The following is a 25,025-nucleotide window of genomic DNA, read 5'->3' on the forward strand; positions in this document are numbered from 1 at the left end:
ACCGTGACACGATCTCTTTTATTCACTCAATTGACTGTCTCAAACACCTCATAAGCCAATCGCATACTTCAATACCTGCTTCTTTATCGGACCTGCATGATCAGCGAATCGAAGGGCTGCGTTTCTGAATAAGGTTAGCGGTGGGATCTGATTACTGAAGCCTTTATAAAACATATCCATACCGGTCTGCATTAATAGATTGTCCGGACGTCTTACCATTTCATATTTCTTCAAGCTGCGTGAACTTATTCCGTCTCGCTCTACGGCAGCCAGCAAAGCCTGTACATCTTTAAAGCCTAAATTTACCCCTTGCCCTGCCAGCGGGTTAATGGTGTGCGCCGAATCGCCAACCAGAACACAATTTTGAACGGAATAAGACTGCGCATGTCGCCTTGTTAGCGGGAATGAGCCTGACGAGATCACTTTTACCCCACCGACTTCTTTAGGGAACGAGCGTTCAATTTCGACTTGTAGCTGCTCTGCTGTGAATGACATTAATCGCTTGATAACCTGAGGAGAATCATACCAAACCAAAGATCCTCGATTGCCGGACAGCGGAAGAAAAGAACGCGGGCCTGTCGGTGTAAACCACTGCCAAGTAATATCCTGCTGCGGAAGATCCGTCTCAACATTAATCAACAGACAGTGCTGGCGATAATCCCAAGCTGTAATGCCAACGCCCATCTGTTGCCTAACCGCCGAATTTGCACCATCAGCGCCAACAACCAACGCAGCACGTAGTGCTTTACCTGACTCAAGTATAACGACACTCTGCTGCTCCGACATAGATATTGAAGCTAAGGCTTCCCCTTCAAAAACCGTCAAATTGGGATGCTGGTTAAATTGCTGCCACAACCCGAGCTGAATAAGTCTATTCTCTACGATATAGCCAAGTTGCTGTAACTCTAAGCTGTCCGCATGGAACTTAAGACGGCAGATATCACTCTCCCAGGTTTCTAAACGGCGATAGGGACAAACTCGCATCGAGACTATCGAATCCCAAGCGCCCAATTGGTTGAGAAGATCCACCGAGCGATGTGAAATAGCAGAAACCCGCAGATCCATCTGTTGATTTACCTCAAAGGGCTGTGGCGTATTCTTTTCGATCACCGCCACTCGTCGTCCTTGCTGAGCAAAGCCAACAGCGCTTGCACTGCCTACCATGCCCCCTCCGACGACAACCACATCAAACTGTTCCATTGCTTTACCATCTTGATATCTGTGATAGGTTTTTATTGTACGTAGCTGATTGTTAAAGGGCGAGTGATTTCCGCTAAAATCGCGGCTTACTAAAATAATAACATCAACTAAAATAGGGGGAATCCAAGCCAGTAAAGAGATTTTCTTCCCCCTCTAGTCAGGCGGTTTTTAAAGCAGTACAATACGCCGCTTAATGCCACCCTGTGGCTAGAAATTGATACAACTAATGAGCGATAGTGATGAGTAAGAAACTGCTAATTAAAACCTGGGGCTGCCAGATGAACGAATATGATTCATCAAAAATGGCCGATCTGCTTAATGCTGCCAATGGCTATGAGCTAACTGAACAGCCAGAGGAAGCAGATGTACTACTATTGAACACCTGTTCTATTCGAGAGAAAGCTCAGGAAAAAGTTTTCCACCAATTAGGTCGCTGGAAAACATTAAAAGATAAGAAGCCTGGCGTTGTTATCGGCGTGGGCGGTTGTGTGGCAACGCAAGAAGGCGACCACATTCGTGACCGTGCTCCTTTTGTCGACGTTATCTTTGGCCCGCAGACTCTGCACCGTTTACCAGAGATGATTAAGCAGTCACAAAATGATGAAGCGCCCGTCATGGACATCTCTTTCCCGGAAATTGAAAAATTTGACAGCTTGCCTGAGCCGAAAGCAGAAGGGGCTACCGCCTTCGTTTCTATTATGGAAGGTTGTTCTAAGTATTGTACTTACTGTGTCGTGCCGTATACGCGTGGTGAAGAAGTCAGCCGTCCAATGGACGATGTACTGTTTGAAATCGCACAGTTAGCTGAACAGGGTGTACGTGAAGTCAACCTGCTGGGTCAGAACGTTAACGCTTACCGTGGACCTACCCATGATGGCGATATCTGTAGCTTTGCGGATTTGTTGCGTCTGGTTGCCTCTATTGATGGTATCGACCGTATTCGCTTCACGACCAGCCACCCACTTGAGTTTACCGATGACATCATTGCTGTCTACGAAGACACCCCTGAACTGGTCAGTTTCTTGCACCTTCCAGTACAAAGTGGTTCAGACCGTATTCTCACCATGATGAAACGTCCTCATACTGCGATTGAATATAAGTCGATCATTCGCAAGCTGCGTAAAGCTCGTCCTGATATCAATATCAGTTCTGACTTTATTGTTGGCTTCCCGGGTGAAACAGACAAAGACTTCCAAGACACCATGAAGCTGATCAAAGATGTCGATTTCGATATGAGCTTTAGCTTTATCTTCTCACCACGTCCAGGTACGCCAGCGGCGGATTATCCATGTGATATCAGTGAGCAAGAGAAAAAAGAACGTCTTTACGAACTGCAGCAAACCATCAATACACAGGCGATGCGTTATTCTCGCCAAATGTTAGAGACAGAACAGCGAGTTCTTGTTGAAGGTCCATCGAAAAAAGATCTGATGGAACTGCGTGCACGTACAGAGAACAACCGCGTGGTCAACTTTGTTGGTGGTCCAGAGCTTATTGGTCAGTTCGTTGATGTGAAAATCACCGAGGTGTTTGCAAACTCTCTTCGTGGTGAACTGATCCGTACCGAAAAAGATATGGATCTTCGCTCTGTCATCTCTCCAACACAGATGATGGCAAAAACAAAACATGAAGATGCGTTAGGCGTTGCAACCTTTACACCTTAAACCTATACCCAACACGCCACTCTGTGCTATTTTGGAACTTAGGTTAATGATGAGCCCGGTCAAAATCGGGCTCTTTGCATCGCCCCAAATCGGGCAAAATGTGAGGCAACATTGAGTAATAAAATAGTCACTCTAGAGATTCATCTAGAACCCTCAGACAACCACCGTCTGTCCAGCCTTTGCGGTCCTTTCGACGATAATATCAAGCATTTAGAACGCCGTTTAGGTGTAGAAATCAATCATCGTGGTAACTACTTTACGATCGTAGGTAAGCCCCATACGACTGCCGCGGCTCTCGATATTATCAAGACACTGTATGTTGACACGGCACCCGTACGTGGCCAAATCCCAGATATTGAGCCCGAACAGATCCATCTTGCGGTCAAAGAGTCTGGTGTGCTTGAACAAACTACCGATTCGGACATTGCTCACGGCAAAGAGGTCTTCGTTAAGACCAAAAAAGGCATTATCAAGCCACGTACCCCAAACCAAGCACAGTACTTGGTCAATATGGTGACGCACGATATCAGCTTTGGAATTGGTCCTGCGGGTACCGGTAAAACTTACCTTGCCGTCGCAGCTGCGGTTGACGCCCTTGAGCGCCAAGAGATCCGTCGTATTCTATTGACACGTCCAGCGGTTGAAGCGGGTGAAAAACTCGGTTTCCTACCCGGTGACTTGAGTCAAAAGGTCGATCCTTATCTGCGCCCTCTTTACGATGCCCTATTTGAAATGCTGGGTTTCGAGCGAGTAGAAAAGCTGATTGAGCGCAATGTGATTGAAGTTGCGCCACTGGCTTATATGCGTGGTCGTACATTGAACGATGCTTTCATCATTCTTGATGAGAGCCAAAACACCACAGTGGAACAGATGAAAATGTTCCTGACGCGTATTGGCTTTAACTCTCGCGCGGTCATCACTGGTGATGTAACCCAAATTGATTTGCCTCGTGGAGCAAAATCCGGTTTACGTCACGCGATTGAAGTACTCAATGAAGTCGATGAAATCAGCTTCAATTTCTTCCAGTCAGATGACGTTGTACGCCATCCTGTTGTGGCACGTATCGTTAATGCCTATGAAAAATGGGAAGCGGAAGATCAAAAGATCCGTAAAGAGAATGAGCGTAAGCGACGCGAAGAACGCGAAGCAGCGCAAATCGCCGCGACTGTCGCATTGAGTGCAACTTCGGAAAGCAAATAATGTCTATCGAACTGGATTTACAATTAGCCGTTGAAGATGAAACCGATCTCCCTAGTCAGGAACAGATCCTCAATTGGCTAGAAAAAACCATTATCCCGTTTCAAGCCGATGCGGAAGTCACGGTGAGGATTGTCGATCAAGCTGAGAGTCATCAACTCAATCACGACTACCGCGGAAAAGACAAGCCAACCAACGTTTTGTCGTTTCCATTTGAAGCGCCTCCAGGCATCGAATTAGACCTGCTAGGTGATTTGATTATCTGTCGCCAAGTCGTTGAAGCAGAAGCACAAGAGCAATCTAAGCCCTTGATAGCACACTGGGCACATATGGTTGTACATGGCAGCTTGCATCTGCTAGGTTATGACCATATAAAGGATGATGAAGCGGAAGAAATGGAAGCTTTAGAAACCGAGATTATGCTTGATATGGGATTTGAAGACCCATACATAGCAGAAAAGGCGTAGTGACTTTACTTCACTACATATGTGCGCTACCACACTTCTGGTAGCAAATTGAAATGAGAAGTCATGAACGATGAGTCTTCTCCCTCAAATCCCGAGGGAAATAGTAAAAAATCTGAAGGTCCGAGTAGAAAGTCCTTCTTTGAGCGCCTAGGTCAAATGTTTCAAGGTGAGCCAAAGGATCGTCAAGAGCTTGTTGATGTTATCCGCGACTCCGAAGAAAACGACCTGATTGACCACGACACTCGCGATATGCTCGAAGGTGTTATGGAAATTTCCGAAATGAGAGTGAGAGACATCATGTTACCTCGCTCGCAAATGGTCACTATCGAACGTTCCGACGAGCTCGATAAACTGATTGAACTGATGACAGATGCACAGCACTCGCGTTACCCAGTCATCAGCGAAGACAAAGACCATGTGGAAGGCATCCTCTTAGCTAAGGACCTACTCCGCTACTTGGGCTCAGAAAGTGCCCCATTTGATATTGAAGAAGTGATTCGCCCTGCTGTTGTTGTTCCTGAAAGTAAGCGTGTTGACCGCCTGCTTAAGGAGTTTCGTGAAGAGCGCTATCACATGGCCATTGTTGTCGATGAATTCGGCGGTGTCTCTGGTCTCGTAACCATCGAGGATATCCTTGAAGAGATCGTTGGCGAGATCGAGGACGAATTTGACGATGACGATGAACTCGATATCAGAAAACTAAGTAAACACACCTTTGCCGTTAAGGCACTCACTACTATCGAAGAGTTTAACGACACCTTCGGTTCTAGTTTTAGTGATGAAGAAGTGGATACTGTGGGCGGTCTTGTCATGACTGCGTTTGGTCACCTCCCATCAAGAGGAGAGGTGGTTGAAATCGAAAATTACAACTTTAAGGTGACGGCAGCGGATAATCGCCGAGTGGTTCAGCTTCAGGTAACCATCCCTGATCAAGCAACCGCATCGGACATAGAGGCGTAAGCCTTACCCTGCACTGCTCCACTAAGTGAGATAATTAAATGAAGAGTTTTCTTCAGCTATTGCGGCCCATTGGGGCCGCTTTTGTTGGCGCATCAACAACCCTTGCATTTGCACCATACCAATGGTGGCCTCTGGCTATTATCAGTGTTTTTCTATTATTGCTACTGATCCTAAACCAAGGTCGCCGTGCAAGCTTCGCTATTGGCTATGCTTGGGGCTTAGGGCAATTTGCCACCGGCATTAGCTGGGTTCATGTCAGTATTGACACTTTTGGCGGTATGCCAAAGATAGCGAGCCTGTTTCTCATGGCGATGTTGGTTGGCTACCTGTCCATATACAGTGCCCTATTCGCTTGGTCTTTGAATCGATTCTTTGCAAAGCAAAACGCGACACGCTACCTGTTGGCCGCGCCCGCGCTATGGCTCGTTTTCGACTGGGCAAGAGGTTGGGTGATGACTGGCTTCCCTTGGCTCTGGTTAGGCTACAGCCAGATTGACTCTCCGCTGGGCAACTTTGCCCCCATTGGTGGCGTTGAGCTGATCACGTTAATTGTTATCATCATCGCTTCGTCAATGGTATACGCCGCGTTGCAGATACAGTGGGTCATGCTGATCATTCCGGCAACGCTAATCGCCACTGGGTTTGGTCTGAATGCCTACCAATGGGTTACGCCCCAACCTGAAAAAAGCAAAACCGTGGCGTTAATTCAAGGCAATATCGACCAAGCGTTAAAATGGCTACCAAGTCAACGTTGGCCAACCTTGATGCTTTACACTGACCTTACCCGTCAGAACTGGGATGCCGATATTATTATTTGGCCCGAAGCCGCGATTCCTGCGCTTGAGTATGAGCTTCCCGGATTCCTTTCGGATCTCGATCGTGTCGCTAAAGCCAACCATACCTCAGTGATCACGGGCGTAATAAACCGAACTGAAACTGGAAACTTTTATAACAGCGTTCTGGTCGTCGGCGATACACCTTATGGTGACTATCAGCTAAATGTCGACAATCGCTATCACAAATACCACTTGCTACCCTTTGGTGAATTTGTCCCTTTTGGCGATTTGTTAAGACCCATCGCCCCGTTTTTCAATTTGCCGATGTCCTCGTTTTCGCGAGGCGATTATGTACAGACCAATCCCATTGCCAGTGGCGCCCACCTCGCACCAGCGCTTTGTTATGAGATCATTTTCAATGAACAAGTACGGCAAAACATCACGCCGGACACCGACTATATTTTGACTCTCTCCAATGATGCTTGGTTTGGTCGTTCAATTGGTCCATTGCAACATATGGAAATTGCTCGTATGCGTGCCCTTGAATTGGGGCTCCCTGTTATTCGTTCTACCAATAATGGCGTGACGGCACTGACCGATCACCATGGTAAGATTGTAGAGCAACTCCCGCAGTTTGAAATGGGTGTACTTAAGGCTGAAGTGACACCCACCGCCGGCAGTACTTGGTATCGAAATATCGGTTCTTTGCCTCTGTATCTATGGGTTGCTATCAGTTTACTACTTGCTTATCGCTTCCATCGCGATTAAGCCAGCGCCCTCTTTTCTACTGCCCCATAGGTGATCCTCCTCACCTATGGGGCGAAAACCGTCGCACCATCCCAACTTTATTCCATAATATATAACTATTTAGTTCTTTTCCCTGTCCAAACAAAGTCATATCCTTAAACGGTAAAAGTTAACCGATACGGTCAATTAATGAAGGAACATATAATGAGTAAGATATACGAAGACAACTCGCTAACCATTGGTAACACTCCTCTCGTTCGTCTTAATAAAGTAAGCAACGGCAACGTACTTGCTAAAGTTGAAGCGCGTAACCCAAGCTTCAGCGTAAAATGTCGTATCGGCGCGAATATGATTTGGGAAGCAGAGAAAGAAGGTAAACTCAAACCAGGCGTCGAACTGGTTGAGCCAACCAGTGGTAACACAGGTATCGCGCTAGCTTTCGTTGCGGCAGCTCGTGGCTACAAACTAACACTGACGATGCCTGAGTCTATGAGCCTAGAGCGTCGTAAGCTGCTTAAAGCCCTTGGCGCGAACCTTGAGCTAACTGAAGCAGCAAAAGGCATGAAAGGTGCGATTACTAAGGCAGAAGAAATTGTTGCTTCTAATCCTGACAAATTCCTACTACTACAGCAGTTCAACAACCCAGCCAACCCAGCGATCCACGAAAAAACAACGGGTCCAGAGATTTGGGATGCCACTGATGGCGAGATTGATGTTCTTGTTGCGGGTGTCGGTACAGGTGGCACCATCACAGGAACAAGCCGTTATCTAAAAGGCGAGAAAGGTAAAGCCATCACGTCTGTCGCGGTTGAGCCAGCAGAGTCTCCAGTGATTGCACAAGCGCTTGCGGGTGAAGAGATCAAACCTGCACCACACAAAATTCAAGGTATCGGCGCTGGCTTCATTCCAGAAAACCTTGACCTTGAGTTGCTTGACCGCGTTGAGTCTGTGACCTCGGAAGAAGCAATCGAAATGGCGCGTCGCCTAATGGAAGAAGAAGGTATCCTAGCGGGTATTTCATCGGGTGCAGCGGTTGTTGCCGCGAATCGAATCGCCGCATTGCCTGAGTTTGAAGGCAAAACAATTGTCACGGTTCTACCAAGCTCTGGTGAACGTTATCTTAGTTCAGCACTGTTTGCTGGCATCTTCACAGAGAAAGAAAGTCAGCAATAATTATCCTGATTTCAAATTTTCTAGTAAAAAAAGCCCCTTTCTGGGGCTTTTTTGTTGAATCTCGCTCAGCCTTTGGTAATATCGGGACTGTTTTATTTTAAGCTTAAAAATAAATACGCATTAGGAAACCAAATCGTAGAGCATGAATACAGCGGAGACTGCGATCATATTCTACAATTCAAGACCAGGGGTAATTCATACTTTGTTATGACTTTCTGATGGTAGAAGAAAGCACATAACATTAAGCTTGAACGGTCTAGAAACCAGATAAAATAAATCAATTGGGGTAATAAAAATGTACGAGAAGCAAGTAGAAATCACTGCAGAAAACGGCCTTCACACTCGCCCAGCGGCACAGTTTGTTAAAGAAGCGAAAACTTTTGACGCTGACATCACTGTGACTTCTAACGGCAAGAGCGCAAGCGCAAAAAGCCTTTTCAAGCTACAAACTCTAGGTCTAGTTAAAGGCACTATGGTGACAATTTCAGCTGAGGGCGCACAAGCTCAAGAAGCGGTTGATCACCTAGTCGCTCTAATGGATGAGCTACACTAATCACAGCTCACCAATCCTATATTTTAGCCATTTTACCCCGGTAAAATGGCTTTATTCGATTGGCAAACGGCGTTAATTTCAGCTACAAATTATGTGTAGCATTAATTGTCCAATCTTTCATACACTAGACCAAATAAAGGTAAAGCTATGATTTCAGGTATCCTAGCCTCTCCTGGTATTGCTATTGGCAAAGCACTACTACTTCAAGAAGACGAGATCGTTCTTAACACAGCAACCATTTCAGAAGACCAAGTTGATGCAGAAGTTGCGCGTTTCTACGACGCTCGCGACAAATCTTCACGCCAACTAGAAGTGGTAAAACAAAAAGCACTTGAGACCTTCGGTGAAGAAAAAGAGGCCATCTTTGAAGGCCATATCATGCTTCTTGAAGACGAAGAGCTAGAAGAAGAAATCTTAGCTCTCGTCAAAAACGACAAACTGTCGGCTGACAATGCCATTTACACCGTTATTGAAGAACAAGCGGCAGCGCTTGAGTCTCTTGACGACGAATATCTTAAAGAACGTGCAACAGATATCCGTGATATCGGCACTCGCTTTGTTAAAAACGCACTAGGTATCAACATTGTATCCCTAGGTGACATTAACGAAGAAGTGATCTTAGTTGCTTACGATCTAACGCCTTCAGAAACCGCACAAATCAACCTAGACTATGTGCTTGGTTTCGCCTGTGACATCGGTGGTCGTACTTCTCATACTTCAATCATGGCTCGCTCACTTGAGCTACCAGCGATTGTTGGCACCAACGATATCACTGCAAAAGTGAACAATGGCGACATGCTGATTCTTGATGCGATGAACAACAAGATCATCATCAACCCGTCTGAAGCTGAACTTGCTCAAGCAAAACAAGTTAAGGAAGCGTTCAAAGCAGAAAAAGAAGAACTCGCGAAACTGAAAGATCTTCCTGCTGAAACACTTGACGGACACCGCGTTGAAGTCTGCGGTAACATCGGCACGGTAAAAGACTGTGACGGCATCAACCGTAACGGCGGTGAAGGTGTTGGTCTATATCGTACTGAATTCCTATTTATGGACCGTACAGCGCTACCGACTGAAGAAGAGCAGTATCAAGCGTATAAAGAAGTTGCGGAAGCAATGGAAGGTCATTCTGTCATCATCCGTACTATGGATATCGGCGGTGACAAAGATCTCCCATACATGGATCTTCCAAAAGAGATGAACCCGTTCCTTGGCTGGCGCGCAGTGCGTATCAGCTTAGACCGTCGTGAAATTCTTCGTGACCAGCTACGCGGTATCCTTCGTGCATCGGCACATGGCAAGCTACGTATCATGTTCCCAATGATCATTTCTGTTGAAGAAATCCGTGCGCTTAAAGAAGCCATTGAAGAGTTTAAAGCAGAACTTCGCGTCGAAGGTCACGCTTTTGATGAAAATATTGAGATCGGTGTCATGGTTGAAACCCCTGCGGCAGCTGCGATTGCACACTATCTTGCAAAAGAAGTTTCTTTCTTTAGTATTGGTACTAACGACTTAACTCAGTATACTCTAGCAGTAGACCGTGGTAACGAGTTGATTTCACACCTATATAACCCACTGTCACCTGCAGTACTAACGGTAATCAAACAGGTTATCGACGCTTCTCATAAAGAGGGCAAATGGACTGGTATGTGTGGCGAGTTAGCCGGTGATGAGCGTGCAACACTGCTGCTATTAGGTATGGGTCTAGATGAGTTCAGTATGAGCGGTATCTCTATCCCTAAAGTGAAAAAAGTCATTCGAAATGCCAACTTTGCTGACGTGAAAACCATGGCAGAGCAAGCACTAGAAATGGCAACTGCGGCAGAAATTGAAGCTCACGTAGAAAAATTTATCGCAGAAAATACAAACTGCTAATATAATTGATTAAAAGAAAATCAAACCTTTAGGAGCACAAAATGGGCCTGTTTGACAAACTAAAGAAGCTAGTCTCTGACGACAGCACTGACACTGGTGCAATTGAGATCATCGCACCGCTTTCGGGCGAAATCGTAAATATCGAAGACGTGCCAGATGTTGTCTTTGCTGAAAAAATCGTTGGTGACGGTATTGCTATCAAGCCAACTGGCGACAAGATGGTAGCTCCTGTAAACGGTACTATCGGCAAAATCTTCGAAACTAATCATGCTTTCTCTATTGAATCTGATGATGGTATCGAGCTATTTGTTCACTTTGGTATCGACACTGTTGAACTTAAAGGCGAAGGCTTTACTCGTATCGCTGAAGAAGGACAAGCTGTTAAAGCTGGCGACACTGTCATCGAGTTTGATTTAGCGGTTCTTGAAGAGAAAGCGAAATCAACATTGACACCAGTCGTTATCTCTAACATGGACGAAATCAAAGAGCTAAACAAGCTTGCTGGTTCTGTTACTGTTGGTGAAACACCTGTTCTTCGTGTAACTAAGTAAGTTTCTCGATAACAAAAAAACGCAGCTCATCAGCTGCGTTTTTTATTGCCTGTCATAGACTCTAAAGCTTTTGTTGATAGGGCTTTTGTTGATAGAGCTTTTGTTAATCTAACCAAGCTCTTGCTGGCAAAGCACCTCGCCATCAAAGCTGATCACTTGCAATCGATTTTGCTGCAAAACACCATAACTTGCCTTATGACCATTTCTTGGGAAGGTAATCGAGCCTGGATTAAAAATGATCTGCTCACCTTGCCATTCTGCAACCGGTATATGTGTGTGACCATGAACAATGATATCACCCTTATTTAACGGTGGGCGTTTATCCGTGTTGTAGAGATGACCATGCGTTAAAAATAGGCGCTGTCCAGTGGGCAAGATAACCCAAGCGTAGTCACTCATCATCGGAAACTCTAACAGCATCTGGTCCACTTCACTGTCACAGTTTCCTCGTACTGCAATAATCGATGCTTTATGCTCGTTAAGCAGATCTGCGACTTGTGGCGGCGCATAGCTCTCTGGTACTGGGTTTCTTGGTCCGTGGTTTAATACATCTCCAAGAATGACCAAATGGTCACAACCTGAGCTTTTGTAGACTTCAAGTACCTTAATCGTTGCCTCAAGGCTGCCGTGTAGATCGGCGGCAAAAAATAACTTCACGCGTTTGTCTCCCGTAAAACTCTCGTTCAGGAACTGAAAACATCCTGAGTAATGGCAGCATTGTACCTCAATTTAACCCCTTTCGTATCACAAACACAGGGACGACAATCGGTATCCTCAAGCGACCTTAACTGACCTTTTTAGAGTTTGTTAACATTCGTTGCTATAGTTACCCATAATACAGTTACCCTTACTATAGTTATCCATAGTGATCGTTACCCATAGTCAGTCATCCACTATTTAGTGTGCTTTATCGATCCATTTCTCCCAGATTGAGTATCATCGATAAGGTATGACATAAAACACACGATATAATCAGATTGTCGGTCGTAGATGAAAAGGAGTTGTCGATGCGTTTGCTCGTTACAGGCGGTACAGGTTTTATCGGTAGAGAATTGCTCAAGCATCTCACCACCCATTCAGTGGTACTGCTGACCCGAAACTGCGAGTATGCCAACAAACAGCTCCTTCACACCGACCTTGGTAACATCGAGTACATTGATTCTTTATCCCATCTCGACGACCTAAATGGCTTCGATGCCATCATTAACCTTGCCGGTGAACCCATTGCAGATAAAAGATGGAGTGCCCAACAGAAAAGAGTTATCTGCGATAGCCGTTGGAATATCACCACCCAACTGGTTGAGTTAATACACGCCAGCACTGAGCCGCCCAGTGTGTTTATTAGCGGCTCAGCGGTTGGATATTATGGTGACCAACAAGATCATCTATTTGATGAGAGCCTGCTCGTTCATCAAGACAACTTTGCCCATCAAGTCTGCGCTAAATGGGAGCAGATTGCACTACGAGCCCAATCTCAGCAAACACGCGTCTGCCTATTGCGAACGGGCGTCGTGCTCGGGGACAATGGTGGTGCATTAGCAAAGATGTTGCTGCCTTATAAGCTTGGACTCGGAGGACCTATCGGTCGTGGTGAGCAATATATCCCATGGATACATTTACTGGACATGGTGCGAGGCATCGTTTGTTTACTAGAAACCGAGCATGCGCAAGGTCCCTATAATTTTTGTTCTCCTCATGCGGTGACCAACAAACAATTCAGCGCGACATTAGCCTCTAACCTTCGTCGACCTCATATTCTGTTTACTCCCAAATGGCTTTTACAACTTGCTATGGGAGAGAGCGCCTCATTATTGATCGATAGTGTCAGAGCCAAACCCAGTAAGTTAACCGAAATGGGGTTCAACTTTACCTTTCCTCATATTGATTCGGCTTTAAAAAATATCGTGGGCAAAATACGTTAGCGCTCTCCTTCGTTATCGCCATCTTTCGATAGACATCACAATCATTTTGCCAGTTCTAAACAATAACTGGCGCAATGTCATGTCACTGTCATATTCATCGGCTATATTCCACACACTAGTAGCCACACACCTCAAATAGTTTTAATGGCGACTACGTTTCACCACTAGCTTGCTGCATTTGTTTAGGGAGTCGAATGTATGACGCTTAACCAGCTCAATTGGCTAGCGGTCGGTGTTTGTTGCGCATACTTTATGTGGTTCTAAACACTCATGCTTGCTAAAACCTTATCCATAAACGCCGCGCAACTTACCTTTTGCGCGGCGTTTTGGTTTATTCGCTGGTTAATTCAACACCCCACCACTTGAATTTTTCGATCCTCATACCTATTTATCTGTTATAGCGGCTTATTTGTTATAGCGGTTTACTTGTTATGACTATTTTCTTGTTATAGCCATTCCCTCTCTTGCGCATTAAAAAGCAAACAAATAACTAAAGGATTTGATTATGCAGCCTTCGCACATCATTGAGCTCAACGAACAAAATTTTCGACAAGTACTAGAAAGCTCAATGAACGCACCGGTATTGATACACTTTTGGGCTCCTATGAGTGAAGAGAGTGTACAGCTCATACCTGCCCTGCGTTCACTCACCGAGCAATACGCTGGCGCATACACACTCGCTCTACTGAATTGCGAAGAGCAGCAAGCGATCGCGGGTCAGTTTGGTGTTCAAGCACTACCCACCATCGCACTGTTTGTTAATGGTCAGCCTGTCGACGGTCTCGGTGGTCCTCAGCAGATTGAAGCGGTGCAGGCAATGCTAGCGAAACATCTACCGAGTCAAGATGAGCTCGCGGCACGACAAGCGCTTGAATTGACTCAACAAGGCGAATTCCAACAAGCACTGACTATTTTTTCAGGGCTGTCGGAAGAGTTTCAACAGAAGGGTGAAATCAAGCTCGCTCAGGCGAATTGCCTATTGGAGACTCAACAGTTTGAGTTAGCAGAAGCAGTACTCGCCACTATTCCACTGGAATACAAAGATAACTACTTCAAGAGCCTTGTCGCCAAACTTGAGCTACATAAACAAGCGGCGGATAGCCCTGAGATTCAATCTCTAGAAGCTGCACTCGCTGCCAACTCCAATGATCTCAACGTTCTCGGTGAATTGGCCCTACAGTACCATCAAGTTGGACGCAATGAAGATGCCTTGAATCTGCTCTGGAGCCCTCTGAGCACAGATCTAAACGCGAATGACGGCGAGCTAAAAAAAGCCTTTATGGATATTCTATCGGCACTAGGACAAGGTAACCCATTGGCGAGCCAGTATCGACGCCAGCTGTATTCACTGCTTTATTAAATCACTCAGGGAGGCTTTTATGCCTCCCTCTTTATTGCTGTTCTCTCGTCACTCCCTCGATTGCCACTTCTCAAACCAGTATTATAAATGCACCATTGCGGTGCGCCATGCTAGAGCAAATCTGGCCCAATAATCCTTTTGTTTGGCTCTACTCTGAATACCCCCCTTGATTAATATATAGCGGTAGACTTTCACAAAAAGGACGTGACTATGAAGATACAAAAACTGGTTAAAAACATTGCGCTGGCTTCCACCCTATTGTGTTCCGTTTCAAGCTGGGCGGCAAAAGAAGTAACCATTGGCTATCAGGGTATGTATAACCCGATGAAATACGCGATTGATACTGAGATGTTCGAACAAGCCACTGGTTATGAAATCAAATGGCGTAAGTTCGATTCAGGCGCAAAAGCCATTACCGCAATGGCGGCAGGTGCTGTCGATATGACCGTGGCCGGTTCTAGCCCTATTGCCAGTGCAGCCAGTAAAGGCATCGAGATGGAACTCATCTGGATTATGGAAAACATTGCCGATGCTGAGGCACTGGTTGTAAGAGATGGCAGCGGTATTACTTCACCCACCGATCTAAAAGGCAAAAAAATTGCCGTTCCTTTCGTCTCCACGACTCACTTCCATATGTTATTTGCACTTGAGCAATTTGGTCTATCAGAAAAAGAAGTCAAGCTTATCAATATGCAGCCTAATGCCATCATGGCGGCATGGCAGCGTGGCGACATTGACGGTGCCTTTATCTGGGATCCGGCTCTAGGAAAAATCAAACAAAACGGCAGCGTACTGGTCACGTCAAAACAGCTAAGCGCTTGGGGTAAACCCACCTTTGACGGCATGATTGCCAGCAAAGAATTTACTCAGGAAAATGAAGACTTTGTTGTCACTTTCTTATCGACTCTCGCCAAGGTTGATCGCAGCTATGTCGAAGGTAGAGACACCATGACTGCAGATAATCCTATGGCAAAATCGGTTGCTAAAATCTCTGGCGGTGACGCAGCTGGTGTGGTTGAAGCAATGAAACTGTATGAGTTCCTCGATTTTGACGGTCAGCTTTCTTGTCAATGGATGGGATGCGGTGCAGAAGGTGGGGCAACCCAAGCGCTTAAGTCGACTTCTGAGTTCCTTCTAGAAGAGAAGAAAATCACTGAACTTCAGCCGGATTACAGCCTGTACGTCAATCCGACTTTCGCTGAAAAAGCCAAAGCAGCTATGTAAACAAACGCGACCATGTAAACAAAAACAACTCTGTAAATTAAGCTGCTATTTAAACCACAGGGACCGTACTTGGAGGACAAAGTATGACAACAGAGAAAGTTCTTAAGATACAGGACGTATCGGTAATCTATGAAGATCGTCAAGGCGGTGATCCAGTCACTGCGCTGTCTGGAGTGAACCTAGAAATTGAACAGGGCGATCTTGTTGTTGCACTCGGTGCATCTGGGTGCGGTAAAACCACCTTACTCAACCTAATGGCAGGCTTTATCTCGCCAACCCAAGGTTATTTAACATTAGGTAGCTCTGAGGTAGAGGGCTTTCCTAGAGTGCAATTGGGGCGTGATATTGGAGACCAAATACTCGGTCCGGGAGCAGAGCGCGGTGTGGTGTTTCAAAAACACGCGCTCTTCCCTTGGCTTAACGTGCTCGAAAACACAGCGTTTGGTCTTAAATTACAAGGCGTTGGTAAACAAGAGCGTAACGAGAGAGCAGCAAAATACCTAAAATTAGTCGGTCTAGAAGATTTCCATCAGCATAAAATCTACCAGCTTTCCGGCGGAATGCAGCAACGTGTTGGTATTGCTCGTGCTCTCACCAACGACCCAAGTATTCTTCTATTGGATGAGCCACTGGGCGCGTTAGATGCCTTAACACGCGAAACACTACAAGAGTTACTTCTTGACGCTTGGCAAGCCACCAACAAAATGATGTTCTTTATAACCCACAGTGTAGAAGAAGCACTGTTTATGGCATCACGCCTTATTGTGATGTCGCCAAGACCTGGCCGCATCACCCATAGTTTTGAACTGGATTTTAACAAGCGATTCCTTGAATGCAGGGACGCTCGTGCCGTCAAGTCGATGCCAGACTTTATCGAGATGCGAGAGAAAATTCTATCCATCATTCACCAAGATGAAGAACCAGAGGTAGCAGCATGAGTCAGCAGCAAGCCATCAACCTAATCGAAACTACGACCCCCTCGGTCAAGCTCGAATCGATCGAGCGCAAATCGAAAAACAGCGATTCTAAAAAAAACAACACTGGCAAGAACTACACCGAGCAAGAAACCTATACTCCTGAACCGCATTTGGTAAAACTATTACATCGCATCAAGGCTTACACGCTTACTCCGGGGCAATATTATGGTGAACCTGGACAGGGTAACTCACGCCTTATCTCCATTATTTCCACTGTCTTTTTTATCGCTTTATGGGCTTTAGTCACTGAGGCAGGATGGGTTAAGCCACTCTTTCTCCCCTCTCCTATTTCAGTAATGGAGCGCTTTGGTGACCTTTGGGTGGAAGGCTTTGCCGGTGTTTCATTAATGGATCATCTAGGCGCGAGTTTAACCCGTGTGTTTGGCGCTTTCTTGTTCGCACTGATTACCGCTATTCCCGTCGGGATCTTAATCGGTTGTAATGTATGGGTTCGCGGTATTTTTGACCCACTTATCGAATTCTATCGCCCGCTACCACCACTGGCTTATTTACCGCTGGTCATTATTTGGCTAGGCATTGACGAAACCAGTAAAATCACCCTCATTTATTTGGCGATGTTTGCCCCTATCGCACTCAGTGCACGAGCAGGTGTATCGTCTGCAAAAAGCGAGCAAATCCAAGCTGCCTACTCAATGGGGGCATCCAAAACTCAGGTTCTATATCATGTGATCATCAAGAGCGCACTGCCTGAAATTTTGACTGGCTTACGCATTGGAATTGGGTTTGGCTGGACCACACTGGTTGCCAGTGAAATGGTCGCCGCCGAAGCAGGTATCGGTTATATGGTACTTAACGCCGCGGAGTTTCTCGTCACCGACGTGGTCATCGCAGGCATTATCATCATCGGTCTGATTGCCTATACCTTTGATCTGTTTATGCGCTACCTAGAAACAAAACTGGTTCCTTGGAAAGGCTACTAACGCCTTTGCAACACCACTGAACAGAGTGGTTTAGCGGTCAAAGTAAGGAAACCGAAAAAGTAAAGAAACGGAAGTTGGGCTTCCGTTTCTTTACGTCGTTTCTAATAATCATTTAATTACACATCACCTACAATATTGTCCGCATTTTTGTCTTGTCTGTCAGTACATTGTCTTAAACCAGTTGTATACTCAATCTAGTTTCCCCTCATAAAAAGGAATTGTTATGCCTGAACTAGACAGTCTGATCACTATCGGCATTTTTGTTGTCGTTGCTATTGCATTCATTGCCGCTGGTATCAAAACCGTCCCACAAAGTAATAACTGGACCGTCGAGCGATTTGGCCGTTTTACTCACTCACTGAAACCCGGACTTAACCTTATCATTCCATTCGTCGATTCGATTGGTCAGAAAGTCAACATGATGGAGCGTGTACTCGATATTCCACCGCAGGAAGTGATCTCGAAAGACAACGCAAACGTAGTGATTGACGCGGTCTGTTTTGTACAAGTGGTGGATGCGGCGAAAGCGGCGTACGAGGTGAATGATCTTGAACATGCGATACGCAACCTCACCCTAACCAATATGCGTACCGTATTGGGCTCGATGGAGCTGGATGAAATGTTGAGCCAACGCGATTCCATTAATACTAAACTGCTCGCTATTGTTGACGAAGCCACCAATCCTTGGGGTGTGAAAATCACCCGTATTGAGATCCGTGATGTTCAGCCCCCTGCTGACTTGACGTCTGCGATGAACGCTCAAATGAAAGCCGAGCGTAACAAGCGTGCAGAAATCTTAGAGGCTGAAGGTGTTCGTCAGGCTAAAATCCTGCGAGCTGAAGGGCAAAAACAGTCTGAAATATTAAAAGCAGAGGGTGAGAAACAAGCTGCAATTCTGCAAGCAGAAGCGCGTGAGCGTGCCGCGCAAGCAGAAGCCAAAGCAACAGAGATGGTATCGACCGCGATTGCCCAAGGCGACGTTCAAGCGGTAAACTACTTTATTGCGCAAGGCTATACGGATGCGATTAAATCTATTGGCCAAGCTGAAAATGGTAAGATTATTATGTTGCCACTTGAAGCAACAGGGCTAATGGGTTCCGTTGCTGGTATCGCTGAAATGTTCCAACAATCATCCCCAAGCAAGAAGGACTAATGTGTGATTGAGTTATTAAGTCAGATGAACTACTGGCACTGGTTAGCACTCGGTTTGCTGCTGTTGTGTGGTGAACTGCTTGGTACCGCCGGTTATATGCTTTGGCTCGGTATCTCAGGATTGCTGGTGGGTATTCTGCTTACCTTTATTGATATGAGTTGGTCACTACAGTGGTCTGCGTTTGCCGTCTTCTCACTCGCGCTGACTTGGCTGTGGTGGCGTAAGCAGCACAAGCGAGATCGTCTTGATGATATTGCCAGCAATCTGAATCAAAAAGACAAACAACTGGTGGGGCAAACCACCCGACTAGAACAAGATATTGAAGCAGGAAAATGCCGCATTAAACTGGGGGACACCACTTGGTCTGCCTATTGCGATAAAGCATTAAGCGCGGGGACTTTGGTCAAAGTCACCGATATGGATGGAATCGTCCTCTATATCGAACCCGTCAATCGATAAGGACTGTCTGAATCACGACCATTGATAGATAAAAAGGGAGCCTACGCTACGTGGCTCCCTTCTTCTTTTTAATTGCGTGTCTATTTTTTAACTGCGCGTTCTTAACGGCGCATCTATTTGGTTCGCGACTTTACTAAACGACTTTACTAAACGACTTTACTGAAAAGCTAGAAAACTAACGTTTCACCATCTTCTGGAATAAGCACTTTCTCTATCAATCCCTCTGCCGTTAGCGTATTGCGCAAAGCGCTTCTGTCCACCGGACAGTGATTCAGGGCTTCCATGTGATTGGCTATCACTTTATTCGGGGAACGTCGAATAAACTCCATCACTTCATCGGTCGGCATCAGTAGCGGCTGCCCCACATCCATCTGCGCTTGTCCAGCAGCAACCACCGTAATATCGGGCTTAAATTGCTTCAGCGCTTTCTCAACATGCTCGGTGAGTACGGTATCACCACTGATATAGATACTTGGCTCATTGGGAAGTTCTAAAAAGAAACCACAGCCGTTTGCCATCACCTTGTGGATCCAACCATGTCCATGCTGAGCTGGAATCGCCGTGAGCCGTCCTCCCAAAAAGTCGACCGTTTGCCAATCATCGACGCCATGTGACACCGTAATACCGTACTTTTCCAGATAGGCTTGGTCTTTCTTCGGCGTGGCAACAGGAATGGTATTCATCGTCAGAAAACGCTCACCTTCCGCATCCAAATGGTCACCATGCTGCAAAGGCTTAAAACCAAACGTCTGACTGTGTGTAATCAGCGCATGAGTCACTTGGTCTAAAAGATCACTGGCATTACTTGGCAACTCGACCGTCGGATTCTTTGCTAATTTAAAGCGGAATACAGAAAAAGGCGGAAGACTGCCTTTTCGCCCCAACATAGGGTCGATAAGGATAAAGTGTTGCTCGGTTTCAATAATAAACGTGGCACTACGTAGGTGATGAATTTTCATTCGTCTCTCTCTTTGGGTTATTTGGACTGTCATGTCTAAGCATCACGTCCAAGCACTACAACCGTAAAGTTATCGTTATTTGACATCAATATGAGGGTAGTTCACCGCTATTATTGACGTCAAATTCATCAACGAATATATCACCGACGCTCGCGATTATCGCTTATGTTTAGGCACATAATTTAACACTGAGATCGGCACAGGTTTTTTAGGCTCAAAACCCTCGATATCGCGGCGTTCTAATAGGTGACCTAGACGACTTTCAATCATACATAGGTTTTTAAAGTTGTCTTTAGAGACCAAAGAGACCGCCTCACCCGCGGCATCAGCACGACCAGTTCGACCGATCCGATGCACATATTCATCAGCAGGATAAGGCAAGTCATAGTTGATCACGACCGGTAGATTCTCGACATCGATACCACGAGCCGCCACACCCGTTGCCACCATATATTGGATATCGCCTTGTTTAAATTGTTCAATCAATTGTTGGCGTACCTGCTGATTACGACCACTATGAAAAGCTTCTGCTGCAATACCACGCTTTTCTAATTGGCTCACAAGCTTAGCCGCACCGTGTTTGGTTTCGATGAAGATCAGCGCTTGCTTCCAGTTATGCTCACTCAGTAGGTGCGCCAATAATGCCGATTTCTTGTCTTTATCGACACCGACCATCCACTGCTGAATGTTCGACTTGGAGGCACTGTGTTTGGAAATGATAATCTCTTTGGCGTTGTAAACAGCGCTCTTAGCCAGATCTCTTACCGGGTTGGATAACGTGGCAGAAAATAACAACGACTGAGCCTCTTCTGGCACTCTTGCTATGATTTTATTGATCGCTTCAATAAAACCCATGTCCAGCATTTTGTCGGCTTCATCCAGCACCAAAAATTCAACTTCGTCAAAGTGAATGGCGCGTTGACCGTATAGATCAAGCAAACGACCCGGTGTCGCCACGACGATGTCTACGCCTTCTATCAAGGCTTGCTTTTGCGGCTTTTCATCCACACCGCCAAAAATAGCCAACGACTTTAAGCCCAACTCCTGACCATAGGCTTGAATGCTTTGCTCTACCTGCAACGCTAACTCACGAGTCGGCGCGAGAATAATGGCACGAGCACGTTTCTTACGCCCAGCTTGTCCCTCACTTAAACGCTGTAAAATCGGCAACACAAAACTGGCGGTTTTACCGGTGCCCGTTTGAGCCGCTGCAATAAGGTTATCACCTTGTAAGATCAGTGGAATGGCTTGAGCCTGGATCTTAGTTGGCGTGTCATAACCCAGTTGTTTCAAGGTGTTTTGGATTGGCGTTGCGAGCCCAAGTGTCGAGAATGGCATAGCTGTCGTCGTCTTTGCGAATTGAATGGCGGGAGTATAGCAGAAGCGGGTATGGACGCTATGACTTTCATAAACGAGTCGGTCAGGGTGCGCCCTCTCTCTGACCAACTGCTTTATCTGACCGACTGTTCTCTCTGACTGACTGCTCTCTCTGACTGACTGATAACTTCCTACCGTGCTCAGTCACTCAGCTTAGTAGCTCATTCCTGGCTCAACACACTGATAAACTTCACCGATACTCTCTGGCGTCATAAGCAAATATTCACTTAGCCTAGCGACTTCACCTCGTGTGATCACCCCATGAACCTCACTATGCTGTGACAGTTGACCGCCTTGGGTCGCAGGTCCATTTTTAAGCCCTCCGGGGCGAAGAATGGTGTAATCAAGGGCACTACTTTGGAGCCAAGCTTCCGCTAGCGATTTTTCTCTCACTGCCGCGCCAAAGCCTTTTCTCGCTCGTTCCGACAAGTATTGCCAAGAGTCACCGCAACCCAAAGAGGTCACCAGCAATAGACGTGTGTGACCAAAATGCTCTAATGCATCGACTAGATGACGATGACCAATATAATCAACGGCAACCTGTGCTTGAAAACTACCCATAGTAGAAATGTGCTGTACCGAACTCGGTAACGCTTCCACCGTCGACATCACCTGATAAAGATCCGTCGCATCACACTTAAAAGACGAAATACCTAACTCGGCAATCGCTGGATTGTTATCTGGGTTTCGAGCAATGACAAAAACTTGATAGCCATGGTGATGATAATGCTCCACCATCGCCGCGCCTAAACCGCTTGCTCCGCCCCAAATCGCTACTTGTTTCATTGAATAATCCACTGATAATGAAAATTGTTATCATTATTCCATAACTTACCCGCAGCGACTAGTGTTCGGGGTTTGACAACCATCACGCTTAACCTATTTTCGTTACCAGACGTAAAAATAAAAAGGTCAGCTACAACGAGCTGACCCTAGATTCATCGTTTACTTTATGGCTTGGTTAACCTTTGACACCCCCCGCCGTCAAACCACCGACTAACCAGCGCTGTGCTAACAAGAATACGACCGTAATCGGCAATGCAGATAGCACGGCAGCCGCAGCAAAGTCACCCCATAGATAGTTCTGCGGATAGAGATACTGCTGCATACCAACCGCCAGCGTGTAAGTCTCAACATCGGATAGCAGTAGCGATGCCACCGGCACTTCACCCACAACCATGATGAAAGAAAGGATAAACACCACGGCTAGGATCGGCACTGACAGAGGAAGAAGCACCAATCTAAAGGCTTGCCAAGGTGTCGCCCCATCAAGCGCTGCGGCTTCTTCCAACGAGTTATCAATCGTCTCAAAGTAACCTTTGATGGTCCAAACGTGCAGCGCAATACCGCCAAGATAAGAGAAGATCAAACCACCATGCGTGTTCAAGCCTAAGAACGGAATGTATTGACCCAACTTATCAAACAGAGCGTAGATTGCGACCAATGCCAAAACCGCTGGGAACATCTGGAAGATCATCATCGCTTTTAGAATGGTGTTCTTGCCTTTAAAGCGCATACGTGCAAATGCGTAAGCGGATGTTGTTGATAGGCATACAATCAAGATAGACGAAATGCCCGCCACTTTGATTGAGTTCCATAACCAAGTCAGTACTGGGAATGGCGGTGGTGTGACTGAGCCGTCCGCATTGGTGACAGAAAAGCCTAGCGCCAATTTCCAGTGCTCGAGCGAGGGGTTATCTGGAATAAGACTGCCCGTCGCAAAGTTACCTTCACGAAATGAGATTGCCACGATCATCAGTAACGGAAAGATAATCAGTGATAGGAAAGCCCACATTGCAATATGCGTTGCCCAAACACGGTATTTTAATGATTTACCTTGTACAATTGCCATTTTGAGCCTCCTTAATCTTGAGCGACTTTGGTTACACGTAAGTTCAATAGCGCTAGCGCACCTACGAGTAAGAAGATGAGCGTTGCGATTGCACTTGCTAGACCGAAGTCTTGACCACCCGCACCTTCAAAGGCGATACGGTAGGTGTAGTTAACCAGAAGATCGGTATAACCGGCAGGTTCAGAAGTGCCAATCATATTTGGACCACCATTGGTCAATAGAGCAATCAATACAAAGTTATTAAAGTTAAAGGCAAAACTGGCAATCAGTAGCGGCGTAAGCGGCTTAATCATCAGCGGCAAGGTGATGCGGGTAAAGTTAGAGATGAAGTTTGAACCATCAATCGCTGACGCTTCATATAAATCATCAGGAATCGCTTTGAGCAGCCCCATACAAAGAATCATCATGTAAGGGAAACCCAGCCAAGTATTGACGATAAGAATCATCGTTTTTGCCATAAATGGATCGGAGAACCATGCTGGACTGATGCCAAACAAGTTTTCTAACACCATGTTGACCTCACCAAAGCTCTGGTTGAACAGACCTTTGAAGATCAAGATAGAAATAAAGGCAGGTACGGCATAAGGCAGAATCAGTAGTAATCGATACGCCGCGCGTCCTTTTAAGGCTTCCCACTGTACCACGCTCGCCAAAACAAGACCGATCATTACAGTAAGCACCACACTTACCCCAGAGAAAACAATGGTCCAAATAAAGATACTAATGAAAGGCTCTTTGATGCCGTCATCTTTCCATACTCGCTCGAAATTGTGCGTCCCAATGGTCACAATAAAGCCCGGCGAAACGGTATTGCCAACAAATTCGCCATTGGCGTCAACCGCTTGATAGAAACCGACATCTTGGTTAGGGCGTAGTGTCTCGTCAGTACGGTTGTTGTGCAGGGTTTCTCCATCCTCTTGCAGAGTATAAAGAGGCACGACGGCGGCAAACTTACGCAAGCCACTCATACGGATATCTTCGCCACTGGGCAAATGAAGATCCACTGCGCTCAGTGCTGTGCGGTTTTGAATAATGGTTTTAATTGGCGCTTTTTCGCCTTTCACCTCTTCAATCGGTGTCAGATCGAAATTCGTCGTCGACAGACCGTCGAGTTGAAACACAGGCGTAGCAAGTCGCTGCCCAGCTTTCTCAACCACAAGCTGGTGTCCCATATCCGTTTTATACAGGGTAAACGGATAGCTATCGCCACTTTGATAGGTTCTGTCTAACAACACTTGTTGTGCACGTTCAAACGACAACTGGTTTTTAGCGCTATAGTTCGTAAAGGCAAGACCCACGGTATAAGCCAGCGGAAACAAAATAAAAAGAATCATCCCTGCTACGCCCGGATAAATATAACGATGAGCGTAGGTTTTTTTACTGCCAAAAACGAACAATGCTAATGCGGTAAGGATGAGAGTAAGAAGCGCAAAAGCGATCTCACCGCGAGAATACATCAGGATGGTGGCGTAGCCATTAATAATGCCGACTGTGCCCAATAGTGCCCACTTAGTGAGCACTTTTTTGCTGCTTGGAAGGCCGGCTGCTGGTGCTGTCATAGCATCTGTACCTTGAACTGACTGCATAGTGGACCTGCTTAAAAAATCTAAATATCAAAAATTAAGGAGGAGTTGCCCC

General features: G+C 46.1%; 23 protein-coding genes. 16 read left to right on the forward strand and 7 right to left on the reverse strand.

What is annotated here, in order from left to right; genetic code table 11:
• Positions 1–48: 48 nt before the first annotated feature.
• Positions 49–1,200 (reverse strand): 2-octaprenyl-3-methyl-6-methoxy-1,4-benzoquinol hydroxylase, encoded by a 1,152-nt coding sequence (locus L9Q39_RS09775; RefSeq protein ID WP_237484882.1) that lies wholly within the window; start codon positions 1,198–1,200, stop codon positions 49–51.
• 239 nt (positions 1,201–1,439) lie between these two features.
• On the opposite strand from L9Q39_RS09775, the gene miaB reads away from it, so the two are divergent.
• From miaB to crr, 9 genes are all read left to right on the forward strand, one after another.
• Positions 1,440–2,864, forward strand: coding sequence for a tRNA (N6-isopentenyl adenosine(37)-C2)-methylthiotransferase MiaB (gene miaB, locus L9Q39_RS09780; protein ID WP_237484883.1), 1,425 nt, complete (start codon positions 1,440–1,442; stop codon positions 2,862–2,864).
• A 111-nt stretch (positions 2,865–2,975) separates the two neighbouring features.
• The gene (locus tag L9Q39_RS09785) at positions 2,976–4,064 is read left to right on the forward strand and encodes a PhoH family protein (protein ID WP_237484884.1); all 1,089 of its coding nucleotides are present in this window, start codon (positions 2,976–2,978) and stop codon (positions 4,062–4,064) included.
• Positions 4,064–4,528, forward strand: coding sequence for an rRNA maturation RNase YbeY (ybeY, locus tag L9Q39_RS09790; protein ID WP_237484885.1), 465 nt, complete (start codon positions 4,064–4,066; stop codon positions 4,526–4,528). The genes L9Q39_RS09785 and ybeY overlap by 1 nt, the downstream gene beginning before the upstream one ends.
• A gap of 63 nt (positions 4,529–4,591) precedes the next feature.
• Positions 4,592–5,488: a CNNM family magnesium/cobalt transport protein CorC gene (gene corC / locus L9Q39_RS09795; protein WP_237484886.1), complete on the forward strand. Its 897-nt coding sequence runs from the start codon at positions 4,592–4,594 to the stop codon at positions 5,486–5,488.
• A 38-nt stretch (positions 5,489–5,526) separates the two neighbouring features.
• Complete coding sequence (gene lnt, locus L9Q39_RS09800; RefSeq protein ID WP_237484887.1) at positions 5,527–7,032, forward strand: apolipoprotein N-acyltransferase; 1,506 nt, start codon at positions 5,527–5,529, stop codon at positions 7,030–7,032.
• A 183-nt stretch (positions 7,033–7,215) separates the two neighbouring features.
• Entirely contained in the window at positions 7,216–8,184 is a 969-nt protein-coding gene (gene cysK / locus L9Q39_RS09805) for a cysteine synthase A (RefSeq protein ID WP_237484888.1), read from the forward strand.
• A gap of 295 nt (positions 8,185–8,479) precedes the next feature.
• Positions 8,480–8,737 (forward strand): HPr family phosphocarrier protein, encoded by a 258-nt coding sequence (locus tag L9Q39_RS09810; RefSeq protein WP_237484889.1) that lies wholly within the window; start codon positions 8,480–8,482, stop codon positions 8,735–8,737.
• A gap of 147 nt (positions 8,738–8,884) precedes the next feature.
• Positions 8,885–10,612, forward strand: coding sequence for a phosphoenolpyruvate-protein phosphotransferase PtsI (gene ptsI, locus L9Q39_RS09815; RefSeq protein ID WP_237484890.1), 1,728 nt, complete (start codon positions 8,885–8,887; stop codon positions 10,610–10,612).
• Positions 10,613–10,653: 41 nt separating this feature from the next.
• Positions 10,654–11,163 carry a PTS glucose transporter subunit IIA gene (crr, locus tag L9Q39_RS09820; protein WP_237484891.1) on the forward strand — a complete coding sequence of 170 codons (510 nt, stop codon included), beginning with the start codon at positions 10,654–10,656 and terminating at the stop codon, positions 11,161–11,163.
• Positions 11,164–11,271: 108 nt separating this feature from the next.
• Here crr and yfcE read toward each other — a convergent pair whose 3' ends face one another.
• Complete coding sequence (gene yfcE / locus L9Q39_RS09825) at positions 11,272–11,820, reverse strand: phosphodiesterase (protein WP_237484892.1); 549 nt, start codon at positions 11,818–11,820, stop codon at positions 11,272–11,274.
• 350 nt (positions 11,821–12,170) lie between these two features.
• On the opposite strand from yfcE, the gene L9Q39_RS09830 reads away from it, so the two are divergent.
• The 7 genes from L9Q39_RS09830 (at position 12,171) to L9Q39_RS09860 (ending at position 19,199) form a co-directional block, all read left to right on the forward strand.
• Complete coding sequence (locus L9Q39_RS09830; RefSeq protein ID WP_237484893.1) at positions 12,171–13,085, forward strand: TIGR01777 family oxidoreductase; 915 nt, start codon at positions 12,171–12,173, stop codon at positions 13,083–13,085.
• A gap of 505 nt (positions 13,086–13,590) precedes the next feature.
• Entirely contained in the window at positions 13,591–14,445 is an 855-nt protein-coding gene (locus L9Q39_RS09835; RefSeq protein ID WP_237484894.1) for a co-chaperone YbbN, read from the forward strand.
• Positions 14,446–14,655: 210 nt separating this feature from the next.
• Positions 14,656–15,669 (forward strand): taurine ABC transporter substrate-binding protein, encoded by a 1,014-nt coding sequence (tauA, locus tag L9Q39_RS09840; protein WP_237484895.1) that lies wholly within the window; start codon positions 14,656–14,658, stop codon positions 15,667–15,669.
• A gap of 83 nt (positions 15,670–15,752) precedes the next feature.
• On the forward strand, positions 15,753–16,607 hold the full coding sequence (locus tag L9Q39_RS09845; protein WP_237484896.1) for a taurine ABC transporter ATP-binding protein: 855 nt from the start codon (positions 15,753–15,755) through the stop codon (positions 16,605–16,607).
• The gene (locus L9Q39_RS09850) at positions 16,604–17,587 is read left to right on the forward strand and encodes an ABC transporter permease subunit (RefSeq protein WP_237484897.1); all 984 of its coding nucleotides are present in this window, start codon (positions 16,604–16,606) and stop codon (positions 17,585–17,587) included. Before L9Q39_RS09845 ends, L9Q39_RS09850 begins: the two co-directional genes overlap by 4 nt.
• 223 nt (positions 17,588–17,810) lie before the next feature.
• Positions 17,811–18,740, forward strand: coding sequence for an SPFH domain-containing protein (locus L9Q39_RS09855; RefSeq protein WP_237484898.1), 930 nt, complete (start codon positions 17,811–17,813; stop codon positions 18,738–18,740).
• Between the two features lie 3 nt (positions 18,741–18,743).
• Positions 18,744–19,199: an NfeD family protein gene (locus tag L9Q39_RS09860; protein ID WP_237484899.1), complete on the forward strand. Its 456-nt coding sequence runs from the start codon at positions 18,744–18,746 to the stop codon at positions 19,197–19,199.
• A 167-nt stretch (positions 19,200–19,366) separates the two neighbouring features.
• Here L9Q39_RS09860 and L9Q39_RS09865 read toward each other — a convergent pair whose 3' ends face one another.
• From L9Q39_RS09865 to malF, 5 genes are all read right to left on the reverse strand, one after another.
• Positions 19,367–20,158, reverse strand: a complete 792-nt coding sequence (locus tag L9Q39_RS09865; RefSeq protein WP_237484900.1) for an MBL fold metallo-hydrolase — start codon at positions 20,156–20,158, stop codon at positions 19,367–19,369.
• A gap of 156 nt (positions 20,159–20,314) precedes the next feature.
• Positions 20,315–21,496 carry a DEAD/DEAH box helicase gene (locus tag L9Q39_RS09870; RefSeq protein ID WP_237484901.1) on the reverse strand — a complete coding sequence of 394 codons (1,182 nt, stop codon included), beginning with the start codon at positions 21,494–21,496 and terminating at the stop codon, positions 20,315–20,317.
• 192 nt (positions 21,497–21,688) lie between these two features.
• Complete coding sequence (locus tag L9Q39_RS09875) at positions 21,689–22,321, reverse strand: SDR family NAD(P)-dependent oxidoreductase (protein ID WP_237484902.1); 633 nt, start codon at positions 22,319–22,321, stop codon at positions 21,689–21,691.
• Between the two features lie 175 nt (positions 22,322–22,496).
• Positions 22,497–23,387, reverse strand: coding sequence for a maltose ABC transporter permease MalG (gene malG, locus L9Q39_RS09880; RefSeq protein ID WP_237484903.1), 891 nt, complete (start codon positions 23,385–23,387; stop codon positions 22,497–22,499).
• An 11-nt stretch (positions 23,388–23,398) separates the two neighbouring features.
• On the reverse strand, positions 23,399–24,973 hold the full coding sequence (gene malF, locus L9Q39_RS09885; RefSeq protein WP_237484904.1) for a maltose ABC transporter permease MalF: 1,575 nt from the start codon (positions 24,971–24,973) through the stop codon (positions 23,399–23,401).
• Between the last annotated feature and the right edge of the window lie 52 nt (positions 24,974–25,025).

Origin of the sequence: Vibrio hippocampi (assembly GCF_921292975.1) — a bacterium.
GTDB lineage: Bacteria > Pseudomonadota > Gammaproteobacteria > Enterobacterales > Vibrionaceae > Vibrio > Vibrio hippocampi.

Coding starts and splice junctions, on each gene's coding strand:
- L9Q39_RS09775 (WP_237484882.1), bottom strand. CDS start 1,200: ATGGAACAGTTTGATGTGGTTGTCGTCGGAGGGGGCATGGTAGGCAGT.
- miaB (WP_237484883.1), top strand. CDS start 1,440: ATGAGTAAGAAACTGCTAATTAAAACCTGGGGCTGCCAGATGAACGAA.
- ybeY (WP_237484885.1), top strand. CDS start 4,064: ATGTCTATCGAACTGGATTTACAATTAGCCGTTGAAGATGAAACCGAT.
- corC (WP_237484886.1), top strand. CDS start 4,592: ATGAACGATGAGTCTTCTCCCTCAAATCCCGAGGGAAATAGTAAAAAA.
- lnt (WP_237484887.1), top strand. CDS start 5,527: ATGAAGAGTTTTCTTCAGCTATTGCGGCCCATTGGGGCCGCTTTTGTT.
- cysK (WP_237484888.1), top strand. CDS start 7,216: ATGAGTAAGATATACGAAGACAACTCGCTAACCATTGGTAACACTCCT.
- L9Q39_RS09810 (WP_237484889.1), top strand. CDS start 8,480: ATGTACGAGAAGCAAGTAGAAATCACTGCAGAAAACGGCCTTCACACT.
- ptsI (WP_237484890.1), top strand. CDS start 8,885: ATGATTTCAGGTATCCTAGCCTCTCCTGGTATTGCTATTGGCAAAGCA.
- crr (WP_237484891.1), top strand. CDS start 10,654: ATGGGCCTGTTTGACAAACTAAAGAAGCTAGTCTCTGACGACAGCACT.
- L9Q39_RS09830 (WP_237484893.1), top strand. CDS start 12,171: ATGCGTTTGCTCGTTACAGGCGGTACAGGTTTTATCGGTAGAGAATTG.
- L9Q39_RS09835 (WP_237484894.1), top strand. CDS start 13,591: ATGCAGCCTTCGCACATCATTGAGCTCAACGAACAAAATTTTCGACAA.
- tauA (WP_237484895.1), top strand. CDS start 14,656: ATGAAGATACAAAAACTGGTTAAAAACATTGCGCTGGCTTCCACCCTA.
- L9Q39_RS09845 (WP_237484896.1), top strand. CDS start 15,753: ATGACAACAGAGAAAGTTCTTAAGATACAGGACGTATCGGTAATCTAT.
- L9Q39_RS09850 (WP_237484897.1), top strand. CDS start 16,604: ATGAGTCAGCAGCAAGCCATCAACCTAATCGAAACTACGACCCCCTCG.
- L9Q39_RS09855 (WP_237484898.1), top strand. CDS start 17,811: ATGCCTGAACTAGACAGTCTGATCACTATCGGCATTTTTGTTGTCGTT.
- L9Q39_RS09865 (WP_237484900.1), bottom strand. CDS start 20,158: ATGAAAATTCATCACCTACGTAGTGCCACGTTTATTATTGAAACCGAG.
- L9Q39_RS09870 (WP_237484901.1), bottom strand. CDS start 21,496: ATGCCATTCTCGACACTTGGGCTCGCAACGCCAATCCAAAACACCTTG.
- L9Q39_RS09875 (WP_237484902.1), bottom strand. CDS start 22,321: ATGAAACAAGTAGCGATTTGGGGCGGAGCAAGCGGTTTAGGCGCGGCG.
- malG (WP_237484903.1), bottom strand. CDS start 23,387: ATGGCAATTGTACAAGGTAAATCATTAAAATACCGTGTTTGGGCAACG.
- malF (WP_237484904.1), bottom strand. CDS start 24,973: ATGCAGTCAGTTCAAGGTACAGATGCTATGACAGCACCAGCAGCCGGC.